General features: G+C 57.5%; 13 protein-coding genes. 6 read left to right on the top strand and 7 right to left on the bottom strand.

The window, feature by feature from the left end:
* The first annotated feature begins 2 nt into the window (after nt 1-2).
* Complete coding sequence (locus ACG74X_RS02385) at nt 3-491, top strand: peroxiredoxin (RefSeq protein ID WP_411232876.1); 489 nt, start codon at nt 3-5, stop codon at nt 489-491.
* A gap of 44 nt (nt 492-535) precedes the next feature.
* Here the strand turns inward: ACG74X_RS02385 and ACG74X_RS02380 are convergent, their stop codons facing one another.
* Nucleotides 536-1678 carry an alkane 1-monooxygenase gene (locus tag ACG74X_RS02380; protein ID WP_411232463.1) on the bottom strand — a complete coding sequence of 381 codons (1143 nt, stop codon included), beginning with the start codon at nt 1676-1678 and terminating at the stop codon, nt 536-538.
* Nucleotides 1679-1764: 86 nt separating this feature from the next.
* The gene (mutY, locus tag ACG74X_RS02375) at nt 1765-2820 is read right to left on the bottom strand and encodes an A/G-specific adenine glycosylase (protein WP_411232462.1); all 1056 of its coding nucleotides are present in this window, start codon (nt 2818-2820) and stop codon (nt 1765-1767) included.
* An 83-nt stretch (nt 2821-2903) separates the two neighbouring features.
* Between mutY and ACG74X_RS02370 the strand changes: the two genes are divergently transcribed.
* From ACG74X_RS02370 to ACG74X_RS02360, 3 genes are all read left to right on the top strand, one after another.
* Nucleotides 2904-3404 (top strand): DUF721 domain-containing protein, encoded by a 501-nt coding sequence (locus tag ACG74X_RS02370; RefSeq protein ID WP_411232460.1) that lies wholly within the window; start codon nt 2904-2906, stop codon nt 3402-3404.
* A 59-nt stretch (nt 3405-3463) separates the two neighbouring features.
* Nucleotides 3464-4129, top strand: coding sequence for a DsbA family protein (locus ACG74X_RS02365; protein WP_411232459.1), 666 nt, complete (start codon nt 3464-3466; stop codon nt 4127-4129).
* Between the two features lie 196 nt (nt 4130-4325).
* Nucleotides 4326-5903 (top strand): DUF4214 domain-containing protein, encoded by a 1578-nt coding sequence (locus tag ACG74X_RS02360; protein WP_411232458.1) that lies wholly within the window; start codon nt 4326-4328, stop codon nt 5901-5903.
* Nucleotides 5904-5921: 18 nt separating this feature from the next.
* Here ACG74X_RS02360 and ACG74X_RS02355 read toward each other — a convergent pair whose 3' ends face one another.
* Genes ACG74X_RS02355 through ACG74X_RS02340 form a run of 4 tightly spaced genes read right to left on the bottom strand, consistent with a single transcriptional unit; the run spans nt 5922 to nt 12605 of the window.
* Nucleotides 5922-7964, bottom strand: a complete 2043-nt coding sequence (locus ACG74X_RS02355; RefSeq protein ID WP_411232456.1) for a glutamine amidotransferase — start codon at nt 7962-7964, stop codon at nt 5922-5924.
* Nucleotides 7964-10729 carry a DUF4159 domain-containing protein gene (locus ACG74X_RS02350; RefSeq protein WP_411232455.1) on the bottom strand — a complete coding sequence of 922 codons (2766 nt, stop codon included), beginning with the start codon at nt 10727-10729 and terminating at the stop codon, nt 7964-7966. The genes ACG74X_RS02355 and ACG74X_RS02350 overlap by 1 nt, the downstream gene beginning before the upstream one ends.
* The gene (locus ACG74X_RS02345; protein ID WP_411232453.1) at nt 10726-11601 is read right to left on the bottom strand and encodes a DUF58 domain-containing protein; all 876 of its coding nucleotides are present in this window, start codon (nt 11599-11601) and stop codon (nt 10726-10728) included. The genes ACG74X_RS02350 and ACG74X_RS02345 overlap by 4 nt, the downstream gene beginning before the upstream one ends.
* Nucleotides 11598-12605: an AAA family ATPase gene (locus ACG74X_RS02340; RefSeq protein WP_411232452.1), complete on the bottom strand. Its 1008-nt coding sequence runs from the start codon at nt 12603-12605 to the stop codon at nt 11598-11600. The genes ACG74X_RS02345 and ACG74X_RS02340 overlap by 4 nt, the downstream gene beginning before the upstream one ends.
* Before the next feature lie 70 nt (nt 12606-12675).
* On the opposite strand from ACG74X_RS02340, the gene ACG74X_RS02335 reads away from it, so the two are divergent.
* Nucleotides 12676-13254 (top strand): DUF1285 domain-containing protein, encoded by a 579-nt coding sequence (locus tag ACG74X_RS02335; RefSeq protein WP_411232451.1) that lies wholly within the window; start codon nt 12676-12678, stop codon nt 13252-13254.
* A gap of 56 nt (nt 13255-13310) precedes the next feature.
* Here ACG74X_RS02335 and ACG74X_RS02330 read toward each other — a convergent pair whose 3' ends face one another.
* The gene (locus ACG74X_RS02330) at nt 13311-14129 is read right to left on the bottom strand and encodes a sulfotransferase family protein (RefSeq protein WP_411232450.1); all 819 of its coding nucleotides are present in this window, start codon (nt 14127-14129) and stop codon (nt 13311-13313) included.
* A 139-nt stretch (nt 14130-14268) separates the two neighbouring features.
* Here ACG74X_RS02330 and ACG74X_RS02325 point away from each other — a divergent pair, with 139 nt between their 5' ends.
* Nucleotides 14269-15846: a DUF5928 domain-containing protein gene (locus ACG74X_RS02325; protein ID WP_411232449.1), complete on the top strand. Its 1578-nt coding sequence runs from the start codon at nt 14269-14271 to the stop codon at nt 15844-15846.
* The last annotated feature ends 3 nt before the right edge of the window (nt 15847-15849 follow it).

Raw genomic sequence — 15849 nt, 5'->3', positions numbered from 1 at the left:
CAATGGCGATCTCAGAGGGTGACACACTGCCAGCGGCGGATTTGGTGAAAATGGGCGACAACGGCCCGGAACCGGTTTCCCTGTCAGAGCATACCAAAGGCAAGAAAGTTGTGCTTTTCGCTGTGCCGGGCGCGTTCACGCCCACATGTCACGCAGCACATGTTCCAAGCTTTATTCGCACCAAGGATCAATTCGATGCCAAGGGCGTTGATGAAATCATCTGTGTGTCCGTCAATGACCCGTTCGTGATGCAGGCCTGGGGCGAAGCGACAGGGGCCTCTTCTGCCGGGATCACGATGTTGGGCGATGCTGAAAGCAGCTTTACCAAAGCCATCGGTATGGATTTCGATGCGCCACCCGCAGGTCTGATCGCGCGCTCCAAGCGATATGCGATGTTGGTCGAGGACGGAAAAGTCACCAAACTGCATGTCGAGGAAAACCCCGGCGTCTGCGAAGTGTCAGGTGGCGAGGCGTTGCTGGCAGAGCTTTGATGCTGGCACTTGCGTGTTAACGCAAAATTAGGCCCGGTATCGGATCACACTCTGTGCCGGGCCTTGTTGTAATCGCTCCAATCCTCGATCTCGGGATAGTGCGTGTTGCGCCATTCCTGAACACGCGGATTCATCATCGCCCGCCATTTGCGCGGGAACAGCGCGAAAAAGGTCATGACAGGATAGCCATAGGGCAATTGCGGGGCCTCGTCTTTGTCATAGGTTTGCAAAAGTGGAAAGCGCCGGTCCGGTTTGAAATGGTGATCGGAATGGCGCTGCAAGTTGATCAAGAACCAATTCGACGCCGCGTGAGAGGCGTTCCAGCTATGTCGCGGCTTGACGTGTTCGTATTTGCCATTGCCAAGATATTTCCGCGTCAGGCCGTAATGTTCGACATAATTGACAAGTTCGAGCTGAAAAATCGCCGAGAGCGCTTGTACCACAAAGATCACCAGGCCAAGCCATCCGCCCAAGGCAAAGGCCAGAACAAGAAACGCCAGTTGTATCGTCCAATACCGCCAGAACGGATTTGTGCGGTGCCACCATGGCAGGTTCTTACGGGCCAGCATGTCGCGTTCAGCTTTGAACGAGGACACAAGACACCCCTTGAGAACACGCGGATAGAACCGCCAGAAGCTTTCATTGTAGCGCGCCGTGACTGGATCGCGGGGGGTGCCGATATAGCGATGATGCACCAGCAGGTGTTCAGACCGAAAATGCCCATACAAGGCCATGCCCATCAGCATGTCACCTAACCAGCGTTCGGTCTTGTTTTTCTGGTGCATGAGTTCGTGCGCATAGACAATGCCGATGCTGCCGGACAGCACACCCATACCAACCGCAACAAAGTAGATTTCCAAACCACCCAGATGATCGGTTCTGGGAATGTACCAGATCAATCCGAAGATCATTAAAAACTGCAGCGGTGCCCAGATCAATGTGATGAGCCGGTGCCAGAACAGGGCGCTTTCCTTGGTTTGTGGATCAAGCCCGTCGGTATTGAGGCCAAGCGCAGCATCCAAAGTTGCGAACACGCCCCAGGCGGCCAGCATCGGGGTCAAAACCCATAGGCCGCCCAGCATGGCGCTGGCCAGTACCAGTGGGATCATGCCCAGGGACAGCCAGAACGGCAAGGCCGCGCGAAATGGCAGCCGGGTGGGGGTTGGCGGTGAAGTGCTGTCAGTCATTGAGCCTGCTCCCGCTTTGTCGGTGTCAAAGGATATCAACAGATCCCCGTTTTCACCAAGACTGACGTTACGAACGATTGACGCGGTCACGCCGCTTTTGTCAAAGCATAGGCTTTTCGCATCACAGTGGGCAGATCTTCGGCATTGAACAGCTCGGCTTCTACAAAATGGCCGCGTATGGGGGTGCGATCCATTGGCACCAAGGCGGTTTTGACGGTCAGGCGAAGATGGAAATGAGTGAATGTGTGCCGGGCTTCTGTAGGAAGCGTTTGCCACTCTGCCCGGATTGGTGGGTTTTCGGCAGGCGCGTCAGCCCAGTCGCTGCCGGGCCATCCAAGCATACCGCCTAAAAGCCCAGTGTCGGGACGTTGTTCAAGCAACCATGCGCCATCCACGCGCCGGGCGATATAGGCAATGCCAAGGCGCGTTGGTTTGCGCTTTTTCGGCGTTTTCTTTGGCAACTCTTTGGCAGACCCGACATCCCATGCCGCACAGGCCCGTCGCCAGGGGCATAATCCGCAGGCTGGATTGCGCGGTGTGCAGATCGTGGCCCCTAGATCCATCACCGCTTGCGCATAACATCCCGGCCGTGACTGCGGCGTGAGCGCAGAGGCGTATTGCATCAGGATCGGTTTCGCGGCGGGCAAAGGCGTGTGTTCATCGTAAAGACGGGCCATCACACGTTCCACATTCCCGTCCAGAACCGTCTCGGGCCGGTCGAACGCAATCGAGGCGATTGCCGCTGCAGTATAGGGGCCAATGCCGGGCAGGGCGATCAAGGCATCATAGGTATCGGGAAACACGCCGTTGTGATCGGTGTGAACGACCCTTGCGCATTTAAGAAGGTTTCGGGCCCGCGCATAATAGCCAAGCCCGGCCCATGCTGCCATCACGTCAGCATCTTCGGCCTTGGCCAGATCGCTTACCGTGGGCCAGCGCGCTGTAAATGCCTCGAAATAGCTTTTTACAGCGGCAACTGTGGTTTGTTGCAACATGATTTCAGACATCCAGACCCGATACGGATCAGGACGGTCCCCCCGCGCACGACGCGCCGGTCCGACACGCCATGGCATGTCACGGGCATGACGGTCGTACCACTCTAAAAGGGCGTGCGGATCGGGCTGCTCACGCAGGTCTGACATTCCTTTGATCTCGGGTCTCATTTGTGGGCTGGTTGCATGACGATCTGGCCAGTAGAATAGTGTTCGTGAAAAGGATTCAAGCCATGCCGCCGCGCACCGGACAAACCAAAGGGTTCAAACGGACCTCAAGTCTCTTGCAGACACAGATCCGCAAGACGTCTGAAAGCCGTGGTTTCGCGCAATCGCGGCTGTTGACGCATTGGGCCGAGATCGCTGGCGACGAAATTGCCAGCATCAGCCGACCTGTCGATATCAAATACGGGCGTGGTGGCTTTGGGGCGACACTGACGTTGCTTACAACGGGGGCCAATGCCCCGATCCTTGAAATGCAGAAAGAAAAGCTGCGCGAAAAGGTAAACTCGGTCTACGGCTATAACGCGATTTCCAAGCTGCGCATCACCCAGACGGCGCGGACCGGCTTTTCCGACGGTCAGGTGAGTTTTGAACATCGCCCCAAGACACCGCAGGCAGAGGCGGCTCCGGCCATTTTACCGCAAGCCAAAACGCTGGCACAGGATGTTCAGGATGACGGATTGCGATCCGCGCTCGAACGTTTGGCCAGCAATGTGTATTCCAAATCCTAATGATGGAACTAGATCATCCAGGACTGTAACCAAAGGTTTTCTCTATGAAACAACGTTTGATGACCCTTTCTCTTGCGGCGGCTCTGGCTGCTGGTGCCGGATGGTGGTTTGTTCCGTCCAATAGCACTCCGACGTTTGCGGGGCAGGCCATGTCCCTTCCGGGTGCGGCCAATGCGCAGGAAAGCAGCGCCGAGGCTACCGAGATTCAGGATATGGTCCTTGGCTCTGCCGACGCACCGGTCGAGGTGATCGAGTACGCATCCTATACCTGCCCGCATTGTGCGACCTTCCATAACGGGGTGCTGCAAGACCTGAAGGCCGATTACATCGACACGGGCAAGGTCAGGTTTGTGTATCGCGAGGTCTATTTTGACCGCTATGGGCTGTGGGGGTCGATGATCGCGCGATGCGGCGGCGAAGACCGGTTCTTCGGTGTCACAGACATTCTGTATGATCAGCAAAGCACCTGGTCGCGCGCCGGCTCTGAAGCGGCAATCGCGGATGAACTGCGCAAAATCGGCCGGATTGCGGGTTTCGAAAACGAAGAACTTGAAGCGTGTTTAAGCGACAGCGCAAAAGCGAAATCGCTGATCGAATGGTATCAGGCCAATGCAGAAGAGCATGGAATAGATTCGACCCCATCCTTTGTGATTGACGGGACGACCTACTCCAATATGAGCTACAGCGATTTCCGCGAAATTCTGGACGATAAGCTGGGAAGCTGATCGAAATTACAGCGTTGAAAATTGCAACACCGGTCCTGACGTTGGGCCGGTGTTTTTCTATCTGATATTAAGGCGTTTTTTCCAGATATAACCCGGACCTTCCCGTTGCATTCCAAAACATAACCGCCATGTATCATTGAATGCACCACCGGCGGTGATGCGGAGTTAATGTCTTACGAAAGTAAAGGAGAAGACAATGTCTATCAATTTAACCCTGGTACAAGATGAAAACGATGCCAAGTTGATCGTGATCTCAAATGTAGCCGCCGCCGAAGGCTTCGAATTTTCATTCACAACCGACATCATCGCGCAGAACGCGTCGTTCGAGGGGGCTGATCTTGAAGCGGATTCCGGATCATTCTCTATCAATTCCACAACAACCAACGACATTTTCAACGGAACGGTCACTGGACGGGTGTCCACACCTGTCGCGATCGGAGATGAGATTTTATCATTTGAATTTGACGTTGAAAGTGCCGGGCGTCTGGAAGTGCAGGGATTTACCGGCACCCTGAATGACGTAGCATTCGCGCAGCCGGATTTGCCCGCGATCAACACAGTCGATCCTGACGTCGTGGCCGATTTTATCAACGGCACCTTTGCCGTGGGCAATGACCTGAGCGTTGATTTTGGCAGTTTGCCTGATACAGATAATTTGCCCAACGATGCGTTTTCGGTCGTTTGGCTGCGCAATGGTGAGGAAATTCCCGGTGCCACCAATGCCAGTTATACCCTCACAGAAGACGACAGAACCGCCGCAATTACCGTTCAGGTAAGCTATACCGATGATGATGGCCAATCACGTGTTTTGCAAAGCACCGAATTTGCGCCATCCACGGGTGGGGACGACGCCATTGAAGGCACGTCTGGCGATGACGTTCTGACCGGGACCGCCGAGGCGGATGTGATGCGCGGCCTTGCTGGCGATGACCGGCTGGAGGGGCTGTCCGGAAATGATCTGATCGACGGCGGGTCTGGCGTGGACACCAGCGTACATTCCGGCACACAAGACAACTACACGCTGACCGTGTCGCAATCTGGCACCACGCTTATTGATCGTCGGGCCGATGGTGACGGGCAGGACATTCTTGTGTCTGTGGAAGCTATTGATTTCGCCGGCAGTGATGCGTCGTTTAATCTTGCACAGGTTGGCGGTGCTGCCGGAATTGATGATGATGCGCTTGAGGACATCATCGAACTTTACATCGCCTACTTTAACCGCGCACCTGATGCTGTGGGGCTGAATTTCTGGGGTACCGCCTATGAAAACGGCACATCCCTCGAAGACATGGCCCGGCTGTTCGAAGGTCAGCCTGAAACACAGGCGCGCTATCCCTCTGATCTTTCCAACTCTGATTTTGTGCAACAGGTCTATTCCAACGTTCTGGGGCGCGACGCCGATGCCGATGGCCTGGATTTCTGGACCAGCACGCTGGATCGCGGCAGCGTTGGGCGGGATACGTTTGTGCTCGAATTGCTCAAAGGTGTCGACGCCGAACCGGCGCAGGACGCATCCGCAGAGTTTATTGCGCAGCAGGATGCAGATGATGACTTCCTAGAGGACCAGACAGACCTTGGGGCGTATTTTGCAGTCCATAAAGGCCTGAATGACCTTGCGCAGGCCGAGCAGGTTCTGGCCAATTACGACGGCAGCGCGGCAAGCGTGACCAACGCAGTCGCGGCCATCAACGGTTTCTACGACGAAGCGATTGATCCGGCCAATGGTGCGTTTGTGATGCAGCTGGTTGGCGTTCTAGACACAGACTTCGTGTAAAATCTGTGCAGGGCGGCGTTAACTGCGCCGCCCTTCCCGCAACCACGCGCCAAGGATCAGACCTGAGGCAAGCAACAGCACCAGCCACCCCGGCAGCATCGGCGTTTGGGTCACGTCCAGTGTCTCAAACGCCTCGCGCGGGGTGATGCCAAGCCAGCCGCGGCCTGCGGCGGGGCGGCCTTCTCCGACCGCGCGGATCGTTGGAACCCCGTCCTCCAGACGGCGAACGCCGCCGCGTGTGCCTTCGACCGTGGGGGACAGTACCTCACCGCTTGCAATGGTCTGTTCAAACTCCCGTGGGGCCGCCGGGCCAAGGCCAACCACGGCAGAAGCATCGCCTTCGGCCAGTCGGTAAAGGCCAATGTCCGGCCCCGTGTAAAGCGCTTCAAACCGGCCGGGTGTGACTTCTTCCAACGTAACGCTGTCCTCGGTTCCGTCCGGCCGGGTGATGGTCACCGTGCCAACCGTTTCGTCCAGCGTACGACGAATGATGCGCATGGTCTGTCCGGTCGGTTCGGCCCACAATGCTTCTTCTTCCAGTTCAGGCTCTTTCATCATCCAATGCGCCAGACGCCGCAGCATGTCGAGTTGCGGGCCACCGCCTTCGAACCCGCGCGACCACAGCCAGGCGTGATCGGATGCGATAAGGGCTACACGTCCCTCGCCGATACGGTCCAGGATCAACAGCGGCTTGTCGTCAATTCCGCTGAGCACCACATCGCCGCCAGAGGGTTCAACCTCGATCTGGCGCATCCAGCGGCCCCAGCTTTCGGCACCGGCCAACCCTGATGTGACCGGGTGACGTTGTCCCAGATCGGTGATCGTCGGCTGAAACCCCCGCTCGATCACGCGTGCGGTGGGTTCTGCGGGCAGAATCTCGGCCAAGGGCGAGCGGTAGATGCTGTCGGCGCTTGCAAAGTCTGGCCCAGCCGCAACCAGAACCGCGCCGCCTTCTTCGACATAGTTGCGCACATTGTCGAGATAGATTGCAGGAAGGATGCCACGTCGTTTGTAGCGGTCAAAGATGATCAGATCGAAATCTTCGATTTTCTCAAGAAACAGCTCGCGTGTCGGGAAGGCGATGAGCGAAAGTTCAGTGACGGGAACCCCGTCTTGCTTTTCCGGCGGGCGCAGGATGGTGAAGTGGACAAGGTCAACCGAGCTGTCGGATTTCAGCAGGTTGCGCCATGTGCGCCCCCCGGCATGTGGTTCGCCCGAGACCAGCAAAACGCGCAGGCGATCCCGCACGCCATTGATTTGCACCAAAGCGGTGTTGTTGCGGTCGGTCAGCTCGCCCTCGGCTTCGGGCACGGTGAACTGGATCACATTCAAACCGCCATGCGGCAGGGTAATCGGCAATTCGATATCCTGACCAATCGGCATGTCAAAGCGCTGCGGCTCTTCGCCATCAACCGAGATATCAATGACCGTGGATGCGTCGTTTGGGGCGGCACCGTCATCCTCGACGCGCAATGTCAGGGTGACCGGTTCACCAAGAATGGCAAAGGCGGGCGCGTTTTTAACGATCAGGCGGCGGTCCCAATCGGTTTCCTTGCCGGTAAGCAACAAATGCAGAGGCGCAGGGAGGTCCGGCGTGCGTTCAAGATCATGCAGGCGTCCGTCACTCAAAAGGAATATTCCGGCGATACGCCCACGGGGTTCTTCCGCCAGCGCATCCGACACGGCCGACATCAAAAGCGTGCCTGTATCGCCTTCGCCATCGCCAACATCAATGCGGCGGATCTCGGTGTTGGGACGCGCGCCAAGCTCTGTCGCCAGCGCATCGGATGCGTTTGCGGTTTCGTTCAGACGATCCCCAAGCGACTGGCTGGCGCTTTTATCCTCGAAAATCAGAACGATGTTGGACAGGGGCGCGCGATCTTCGATCTGATATGATGGCTGCGCCAATGCAGCCAAAACGACCAAAGCCGCCAGCGCCCGCAACGCCCAGCCCTGAAGCCCGCGCCAAAGCGCCAAACCGACGCCCGCAGCCGCAACACCGGCCAGCGCGGCAATCACCAGCCACGGCAGAAGCGGGTCGAAAACAAGACTTCCGGTCATTATTGGCCCAATCTGTCAAGAAGTGCAGGCACATGGACCTGATCGGATTTATAATTCCCGGTCAGAACATGCATCACCAGGTTAACACCAAAGCGATAGGCTATCTCGCGCTGACGTTCACCGGAATAGCCGCGTCCGATGGGGTACAACGCGTTGCCCCGTTGATCCATGGCCCAGGCAGATGCCCAATCGTTGCCACCTATGATCACGGGCGTGACGTTGTCATTCAGATTGCGAAAGGGCATGCCCTCCACAAGTTCGGCATCCGGTGGGGCGGATTCGACCCAGACATCCCGGCTGTTGTGGCGTCCGGGGAAGTCCTGCAAAAGATAGAACGTCCGGGTCAGAACATGGTCTTCGGGGATAGGTTCCAGGGGCGGGATATCCAAAGGTGCTGCCAGTTGCTGAAGTTTGCGGCCATTCGGGCTGCCGGTGCCAAACCGTGCGATATCGGCGTCACGGGTGTCGAACATGATCATACCACCAGAGCGCAGATAGGTGTTCAGTTTGGTATAGGCTTCGGCGGACGGCGTGGGCTGATCCGGGGTGATCGGCCAGTAGAGAAACGGAAAAAACGCGAGTTCGTCTGTTTCCAGATTGACCGCGACCGGGTCCGCAGGTTCGACCGAGGTGCGGAAAAACAGAGTTTCGGACAGGCCGCGCAGCCCTGCCTGTGCGATCTGATCCAACCCGTCATCCCCGGTGACCACATGCGCGAATGTGACTTCGGCGGTAGACTCGAGCGCGAAAGCGTCTTGCTGCGCATATGCGGGTGTCGCCGGTATCAGAAGCACAGCCAAAACAAACCCGGCGGCTGTTGTGGTACGAGGGCCCGACAAACGCCCGGATAGGAACAAGGATGCAATCACATCTGCCAAGAGCAACGCAATTGCAGTGGCCAAAAGCCATCCGGCCAGCGGTGTTTCCTCAGATGGTGCCAGACCCTCTACCGTGATGTCCGCAGGCCATGTGGCCGGGGTCAGCGTATCGTCTTGCGTCAGTACATTGCGCGCCAATGCGCGATCCTGGTTCTGATACAGGCCCGGCCGCAACTCCGGGCTTAGCTCCGCGCTTGCGAGCGCTTCGCCGGTGACACCGGGCAGGGTGCTTCCGTCGCTTAACGATCCATAAGCATCGAGAACCATATTGGGTTGCCAGATTGTCCCGGCCAGATCCTCGGCAGTGGGTTGTGCGGATGCACCGGCGGCGATGGCCAGCCTCTCTAGCATCTGCACAAACAGACCGGATAGCGGCAGGCTGGACCATTCTGCATTGGCGGTCACATGAAACAGAATGATCTGACCCTGTCCCACTGATTTGCGGGTCACCAAAGGTGTGCCATCCGACAGTTGCGCAATCACCCGTTCCGCCAGTGCCGGATCGGGTTGCGCCATGACTTGCGCGGACACGGTCACGTCTGCCGGAATGGGAAGCCCGAAGAACGGGCTGTCTTCTGCAAAGGCGGCAAGTGATTTTGGTTCGCCCCAACTCATCGCGCCGCCAACACTTCGGCCTCCGGCCCGCAAGCGGACGGGCATGAGCGGGTCTTCATCGTCGCGGCTGACATCGCTGGCAGCAAGCCGCGGCCCGGCAAAGCGCAGCAGGATGCCCCCCTCTTCAAGCCATGCCAGAACCGCCTCTTCTTCGGCAATGCCAAGGGTTGCCACATCGGCCAGACCAATCACATCAGGGTTCGCGGGGATCACATCCATCAACGCGCCGCTCAGCAAGTCGGCGCTCGGTTCAAGAGCCTTTTCCAGATAATGCAAAGGCGACAGCAGTTGCAGGCCTTCACGGTCTTCCCGCCCGGCAATCAACGCCACTTCCCGGCGGCGCAAACTGTCATCCGGCAGGGTTGTTGCACCTGCGCTGCGATTGCCCTCGATCTCGAACCGTGTGATCCGGGCGCGAAGTTCAGACGGCAAAGACAGCGCGGTCTCCGCCGTGGCCTCACCTGCCTCGAACAGAGCGGTCGCGCGGGCCAGAACCGCCGGGTTGCCCGCCGGGTCACGCCCTTGAGCAAGGATCGTAATCTCGCGTTCGGACCCGGTTTGCGCGCGCAGTGCGGTCAAAACAATGTTGCCGTCCTCAAACCGTGCGGGGGCCAGTCCAAGGATGGTTTGCCCGGCCTGAAAAACGGTCACAACGCCACGGGTCTCGACCTCGGATAACAGTGCTGTGCGGTTCTCACGGTCAAGCCCGTCAGACATCCAGTAGGTGTCGAAACTGCCTTCGGGCAGCAGCTCGATCGCGCGGGTGATCTGGGTATCGCCCGGCTCCCACGGATCGGCGGTCAACCCGACGAGGCGGGCGCGCAGATCGTCGGCAGACTGGAAATTTGTCGGCTCCGGTGACGTGAGCTTAATCAGTGCAACGCGCCGGTCATCCCGCGCGGCTTGTGCCAAAAGGCCATCCAATGCGACGGTCCGCGCACGCCAGCTTGCCGCGCTGGCCCATGATCCGTCCATCACCACCAACAAGGGCGCATCGCCGCGTGCCGTGTCGTCGGTTTCCGGGTTCAGAATGGGCCCGGCAAGACCGATGATCAATGCGGCCACGGCCAGCATGCGCAACAGCAAAAGCCACCAAGGCGTGCGATCACTGACCTGATCGTCGTCTTTCAGGCCCAGCAACAGAACCACCCCGGGAAACATACGCCGGATCGGTGCGGGCGGCACGGCGCGCAGGATCAGCCACAGGATCGGCAATGTCAGCAATGCCAACAAAAGCCAGGGTGTCGCAAAGCCGATACCGAAAATCGTCATCCGTGAGCCCCATCCATCGCGCGATAAATCCAAAGCAGCGCAGATTGCGCGCTGTCACTTGTGTGATGGCACAGATATTGCCAGCCTGTTAGCCTCGACAGGTGCTCCAGCCGATCCTTGCGCTCTGCCAAACGATCTAGGTATCGCGACCTCAAATCACCAGCCTTCAGCGTTTCGTGCACATACCCGCCGCCCACGCTTTGAAAGATGGTACGCCCGTCGAAGGGGAAATGTTCCTCACTGGGATCAAGAATCTGCACAAGCGCGCCGCGCACGCCCCGGTCTGCGGCCTTGGTCAGCGCGGCCTCGATGGGCGCGGGATCATTCAGGAAATCCGAGAAAAAGAGCGCGCGGGATTGCGGGATCATGCCGCGCGCCTCTGGTTCTGAATAATCATCGTCATGATCGACCGACAACATTTCCGCCAGTCTTGTGATCTGGGCCTGTCCGCGCCGGGGGGGCAGGTCAAACCCGGTCAACCCAACCCGTTCACCGCCCCGGATCAAAAGGATGGCACTGGCCAGCGCCAATGTCCGCGCGCGGTCTGCTTTGGTCGACAGATTCTCATCTGATGCAAAGCGCATGGAGGCGGCCTGATCCACCCAGAGGATGACGCTTTGCGCGATCTGCCATTCGCGTTCCCGCACAAATTGCGTGTCGCTGCGGGCGGACCTGCGCCAGTCGATGTCGCGCAGCGCATCGCCCTGCTGCATGGGGCGATATTGCCAGAAATCATCCCCCAAGCCAGAGCGCCGCCGGCCGTGATCCCCAAGCAGGACAGTGCCCGCCAGATGTTCGGCGCGGGCAAGCAGGGCCGGAAGCCGTGCGGCTTCCTCTTCAGAGCGTTGGCGAAGGGCGGTTATTGTGGTCACGCAGCGGCCTCTGTGGCCACCATGCCATGTGCGATTTCGTCAATCAGATCGCCCAGATCCTCGCCACGGGCACGGGCCGAAAAGGTCAGGGCCATCCGATGGGTCAACACCGGCCGCGCCATGTCGATCACGTCTTCCGGTGCGGGCGCAAGCCGCCCTTCAAGCAGGGCGCGGGCGCGCACCGTCAGCATCAGGGCCTGCGCCGCGCGCGGACCGGGCCCCCAGGCGACGGTGTTCTTGACCCGGTCACCCGCAAGCGGGTCATGCGGACGGAAGGCGCGGACCAGATCAAGGATCATTTCGACAACCGCATCGCCCACCGGCATCCGGCGCAACAGCTTTTGCGCCTGGATCAGCTCTGCGGCGGTGAACACCTCGTAAGCGTCCGCCTCTTCGGCACCGGTGGTGGCAAGCAGGATGTCCTTTTCCGTGCTGCGGTCCGGATATTGTACGTCGATCTGAACTAGAAAGCGGTCCAGCTGCGCTTCGGGCAAGGGGTACGTGCCTTCTTGCTCAATCGGGTTTTGCGTCGCAAGCACATGGAACGGCGCGTCCAACCTGCGGGTTTCGCCCGCGACGGTGACCACCTTTTCCTGCATCGCCTGCAACAAGGCCGATTGCGTCCGGGGGGACGCGCGGTTGATTTCGTCTGCCATAAGCAGCTGACAGAAAATCGGACCCTGGATAAATTTGAATTCCCGGCTGCCATCGACCCCGGTTTCCAGAACCTCCGAACCAAGAATATCCGCAGGCATCAAATCGGGTGTAAACTGCACACGGTTGCCATTCAGGCCCATCACGGTCGAAACCGTTTCCACCAGCCGAGTTTTCCCAAGGCCGGGCAGACCAATCAGCAATCCGTGACCCCCACACAAAAGCGAGGTCAAGGTCAGCGCGACCACCCGTTCCTGACCAATAAAACGCCGGGTTATGGCCGTCTTGGCCTGCGCCAGCTTGTCTTCCAGCGCTTCAATCTCTGCCACCAAATCTTCGGCTGCGGCCATGACATAACTCCCTTGCGGATTATCTAGCTTTCAGCAAAGTGTAACGCTCGGGGGCAAAATGGCAAAAGCAATGAGCGCACAAGATCGTGTAATTCCGTCCGCAGATGGTATTGCGGCGTCCGTTCGGGCGTCAAAAGGCAAAGGTCTGCCGCCGGTCCACCTGTGGAACCCACCATTTTGTGGCGATTTGGACATGCGCATCGCCCGAGACGGGACGTGGTTCTACCTTGGCACACCGATCGGGCGATTCGAGTTGGTCAAACTGTTTTCGTCGATCCTGCGCAAGGATGACGACAAATATTATCTCGTCACCCCGGTCGAAAAAGTCGGCATCACCGTAGAGGACGCCCCCTTTGTCGCCACCGATTTTGATGTGCAGGGCGATGGTCAGAACCAAGTGTTGACCTTTAGCACCCATGTGGGCGACACCGCAGTGGCGGGCGCGGACCACCCCATTCGCGTGGAAAGAGACCCGAAAACAGGAGAGCCGTCGCCCTACATTCTTGTTCGGGACAATCTTGAAGCCCTGATAGATCGCAAAAGCTTTTATCGGTTGGTCGCATGCGGATCGCATTTCGAGGACTGGTTTGGTGTCTGGTCCTCTGGCACGTTTTTCAAAATCATTCCGTCGTCGGACCTGTCAGAGTGACGCGCGCAAGCCGCTTCCAAGCGGCTTGACCACCGCCAGACCAACGTAAAGGGGCTTTAATCCCCAAGTTTTGCGTGCACTTCGACAAGATCAATGTCGGCGATGGGCATCTTGTTGCCCGGGTTTTCGAAATCATATTTGAACAGGTCGAAATCCCGTTTGTACATCTCGTAGACAAGATGCATCGACAGATCGTCAAAGTAATCCTCTACCGGATGCGCTCTTTTCGGTCCGTGCCCTTCGCTTTCGTTGAAACGCGGGATTTTCGTCAGATCGATCGTTTGCTTGGTTTCGACATTCCCAAGCACTTCGGCCATGCCGTCGTTAAAGTTTTCTGTCCAGAAAATGTGATCATATCGGCCGCCATTCACGATAAAGGTGCTGACATGCCCTGACATGGCGGACCAGTGGATGTCCGGGTCCATTGGGCGCCGCCACCGAATGGTGTCACGGGCAAACAGCAGGAAACGACGAAAGCTCTTGATCTGGTCGAACTCTTGCTTGCCATCGGCACCGCCCACTTCGATCCCGTATTTCTGGATCAGAAGCGGCACAAGATTACCCCGGTAGCGTTTGCCATTGCGTTGAATGCCGCAGATCTTGTCGAAAAACGAGCTTAGAATCCGTGTGTACGGGTTTCTGACGCAGGTGAACGAATAGGTGTCATGGGACTGAATGCGCTGTGTGATCGCATCCTTGCTGTGATCCAGCGCCCATTTGTGCAGGCCTTTCTGGGCATCATGTATATCACCGTCAAAAAATGCGCCATGATCCGAATAGTACATGATCTGTCCGATGGTCGAACAGGCACATTTGGGAACAACACGATAGACCATGCTTTCGCTTTCGGTCATCCACGTTCCGGGAAATCCCATAATCTGCCGCCTCCAGCCTCGTGTCGGGCTCTTCTGGTCCCGTAACGTAAACAAAAAATCAAAGAAAGGCAGTTTATTCAATGGCTGAACATGCGTATCACTGCGATAACAGGTGAAATCAGAGCAGATGCCCGACTAAATGGCAAATATCGCCTTCATATTGCTGTGTCACAAGGACCCCGACGCGATCATTCGTCAGGCGCTCAGCCTGACGGCTGTCGGTGATTATATTTCCATACATTTTGATGCGCGGGCCGATCCGGTCGCGTACAAGACCATCCACACCGCGCTGTCTGACAATCCGAACGTCGCGTTTGCCAAGAAACGAATCAAGTGTGGCTGGGGGGAATGGTCGCTTGTTCAGGCCACACTGTACGCGGTTGAAGCTGCGGTTGACGCCTTTCCTCGGGCCACGCATTTCTACATGCTGTCCGGCGATTGCCAGGCGATCAAGACGGCGGAATATGCGCATGATTATCTGGATCGGGTTGACGCGGATTTCATCGAAAGCTTTGATTTTTTCGCGTCTGACTGGATCAAAACCGGAATGAAGGAAGAGCGGTTGATCTACCGCCACTTTCTGAACGAACGAAACAACAAGTGGCTTTTTTACAAAAGCCTTGAGCTTCAGAAGAAGTTTCGCCTGACCCGTCCGATCCCGGCGGATCTTGAAATCCAGATCGGCAGTCAATGGTGGTGCCTGCGGCGCCGAACGGTCGAAGCCATTCTGGACTTTCTCAAGACCCGTCCAGATGTGAAACGGTTTTTCAGCACCACCTGGATTCCCGACGAGACGTTTTTCCAAACGCTTGTTCGACACCTGGTTCCCGAAACCGAGATCGAGTGCAGGACGCTGACATTCCTTATGTTCTCGGATTACGGGATGCCGGTGACGTTCTATAACGATCACTTTGATCTGTTGCTCAGCCAGGATTTTCTGTTCGCGCGCAAAATCAGCCCCGAAGCCGCCGATCTTAAAGAGCGGCTGGGCAATCTTTATTCCGCCCGGGACATGCAGTTTGAAATCTCGAACGAGGGACGCTCGCTTTACAAGTTCCTGACTGGGAAGGGGCGTGTCGGACGTCGCTTTGCGCCGCGCTTTTGGGAAAAAGAAAGCACGTTGGGCCGCGAACGCGAATTGCTGATTGTTGTGTGCAAGAAATGGCACGTCGCCAAACGGCTTGTCGCACGGATTCGTCAGCTGACCAACATTCCCTGCATTGAATATCTGTTCAACGAAGAGGACACGGATCTGCCGGATATGGGTGGTATTCAGTCGACGCTTGGCAAGCGCCACCGCCATCGGCGGTCTTTGATGCGGATGTTGTTTGATTACTACGATGCGGATCGAATGGTGGTCTGCATGGACCCCGGAAATCTGGATTTGCTAGAGGATTTCTGCCGGGACCGCGCGACAACCCGGCTTTTGGAGATCGACTGCCAGTTCAGCGACGACTATCTGACCGGGCATGCAATGCGTGTCGGTTTGGCCGGGGATAGCACACCGCCCGCAACGCTGGAACGGTTGTTGCCAACCATACGGCACGATATCGTTCACGAAAGCGACCGTATCCGCGATGCCGAGTTCGAGAACCACCTGCGCATTCGACAGGACAACGCGCCCGAGGCAAATGCGGTGGCGCTTGGTGCATTCTTGTCTGTGCCATCCGATCAGGCGCTCGAAATCGCGCGCGCGGATCATCTTTTTTCCGATTAGGGA

The organism is Marivita sp. S0852, from assembly GCF_046591575.1.
Lineage (GTDB): Bacteria > Pseudomonadota > Alphaproteobacteria > Rhodobacterales > Rhodobacteraceae > Marivita.
The sequence above is the reverse complement of the archived record's forward strand: the minus strand, read 5'-3'. Positions and strand labels throughout refer to the sequence as shown.

Coding starts and splice junctions, on each gene's coding strand:
- ACG74X_RS02385 (WP_411232876.1), top strand. CDS start 3: ATGGCGATCTCAGAGGGTGACACACTGCCAGCGGCGGATTTGGTGAAA.
- ACG74X_RS02380 (WP_411232463.1), bottom strand. CDS start 1,678: ATGACTGACAGCACTTCACCGCCAACCCCCACCCGGCTGCCATTTCGC.
- mutY (WP_411232462.1), bottom strand. CDS start 2,820: ATGTCAGACCTGCGTGAGCAGCCCGATCCGCACGCCCTTTTAGAGTGG.
- ACG74X_RS02370 (WP_411232460.1), top strand. CDS start 2,904: ATGCCGCCGCGCACCGGACAAACCAAAGGGTTCAAACGGACCTCAAGT.
- ACG74X_RS02365 (WP_411232459.1), top strand. CDS start 3,464: ATGACCCTTTCTCTTGCGGCGGCTCTGGCTGCTGGTGCCGGATGGTGG.
- ACG74X_RS02360 (WP_411232458.1), top strand. CDS start 4,326: ATGTCTATCAATTTAACCCTGGTACAAGATGAAAACGATGCCAAGTTG.
- ACG74X_RS02355 (WP_411232456.1), bottom strand. CDS start 7,964: ATGACCGGAAGTCTTGTTTTCGACCCGCTTCTGCCGTGGCTGGTGATT.
- ACG74X_RS02350 (WP_411232455.1), bottom strand. CDS start 10,729: ATGACGATTTTCGGTATCGGCTTTGCGACACCCTGGCTTTTGTTGGCA.
- ACG74X_RS02340 (WP_411232452.1), bottom strand. CDS start 12,605: ATGGCCGCAGCCGAAGATTTGGTGGCAGAGATTGAAGCGCTGGAAGAC.
- ACG74X_RS02335 (WP_411232451.1), top strand. CDS start 12,676: ATGAGCGCACAAGATCGTGTAATTCCGTCCGCAGATGGTATTGCGGCG.
- ACG74X_RS02330 (WP_411232450.1), bottom strand. CDS start 14,129: ATGGGATTTCCCGGAACGTGGATGACCGAAAGCGAAAGCATGGTCTAT.
- ACG74X_RS02325 (WP_411232449.1), top strand. CDS start 14,269: ATGGCAAATATCGCCTTCATATTGCTGTGTCACAAGGACCCCGACGCG.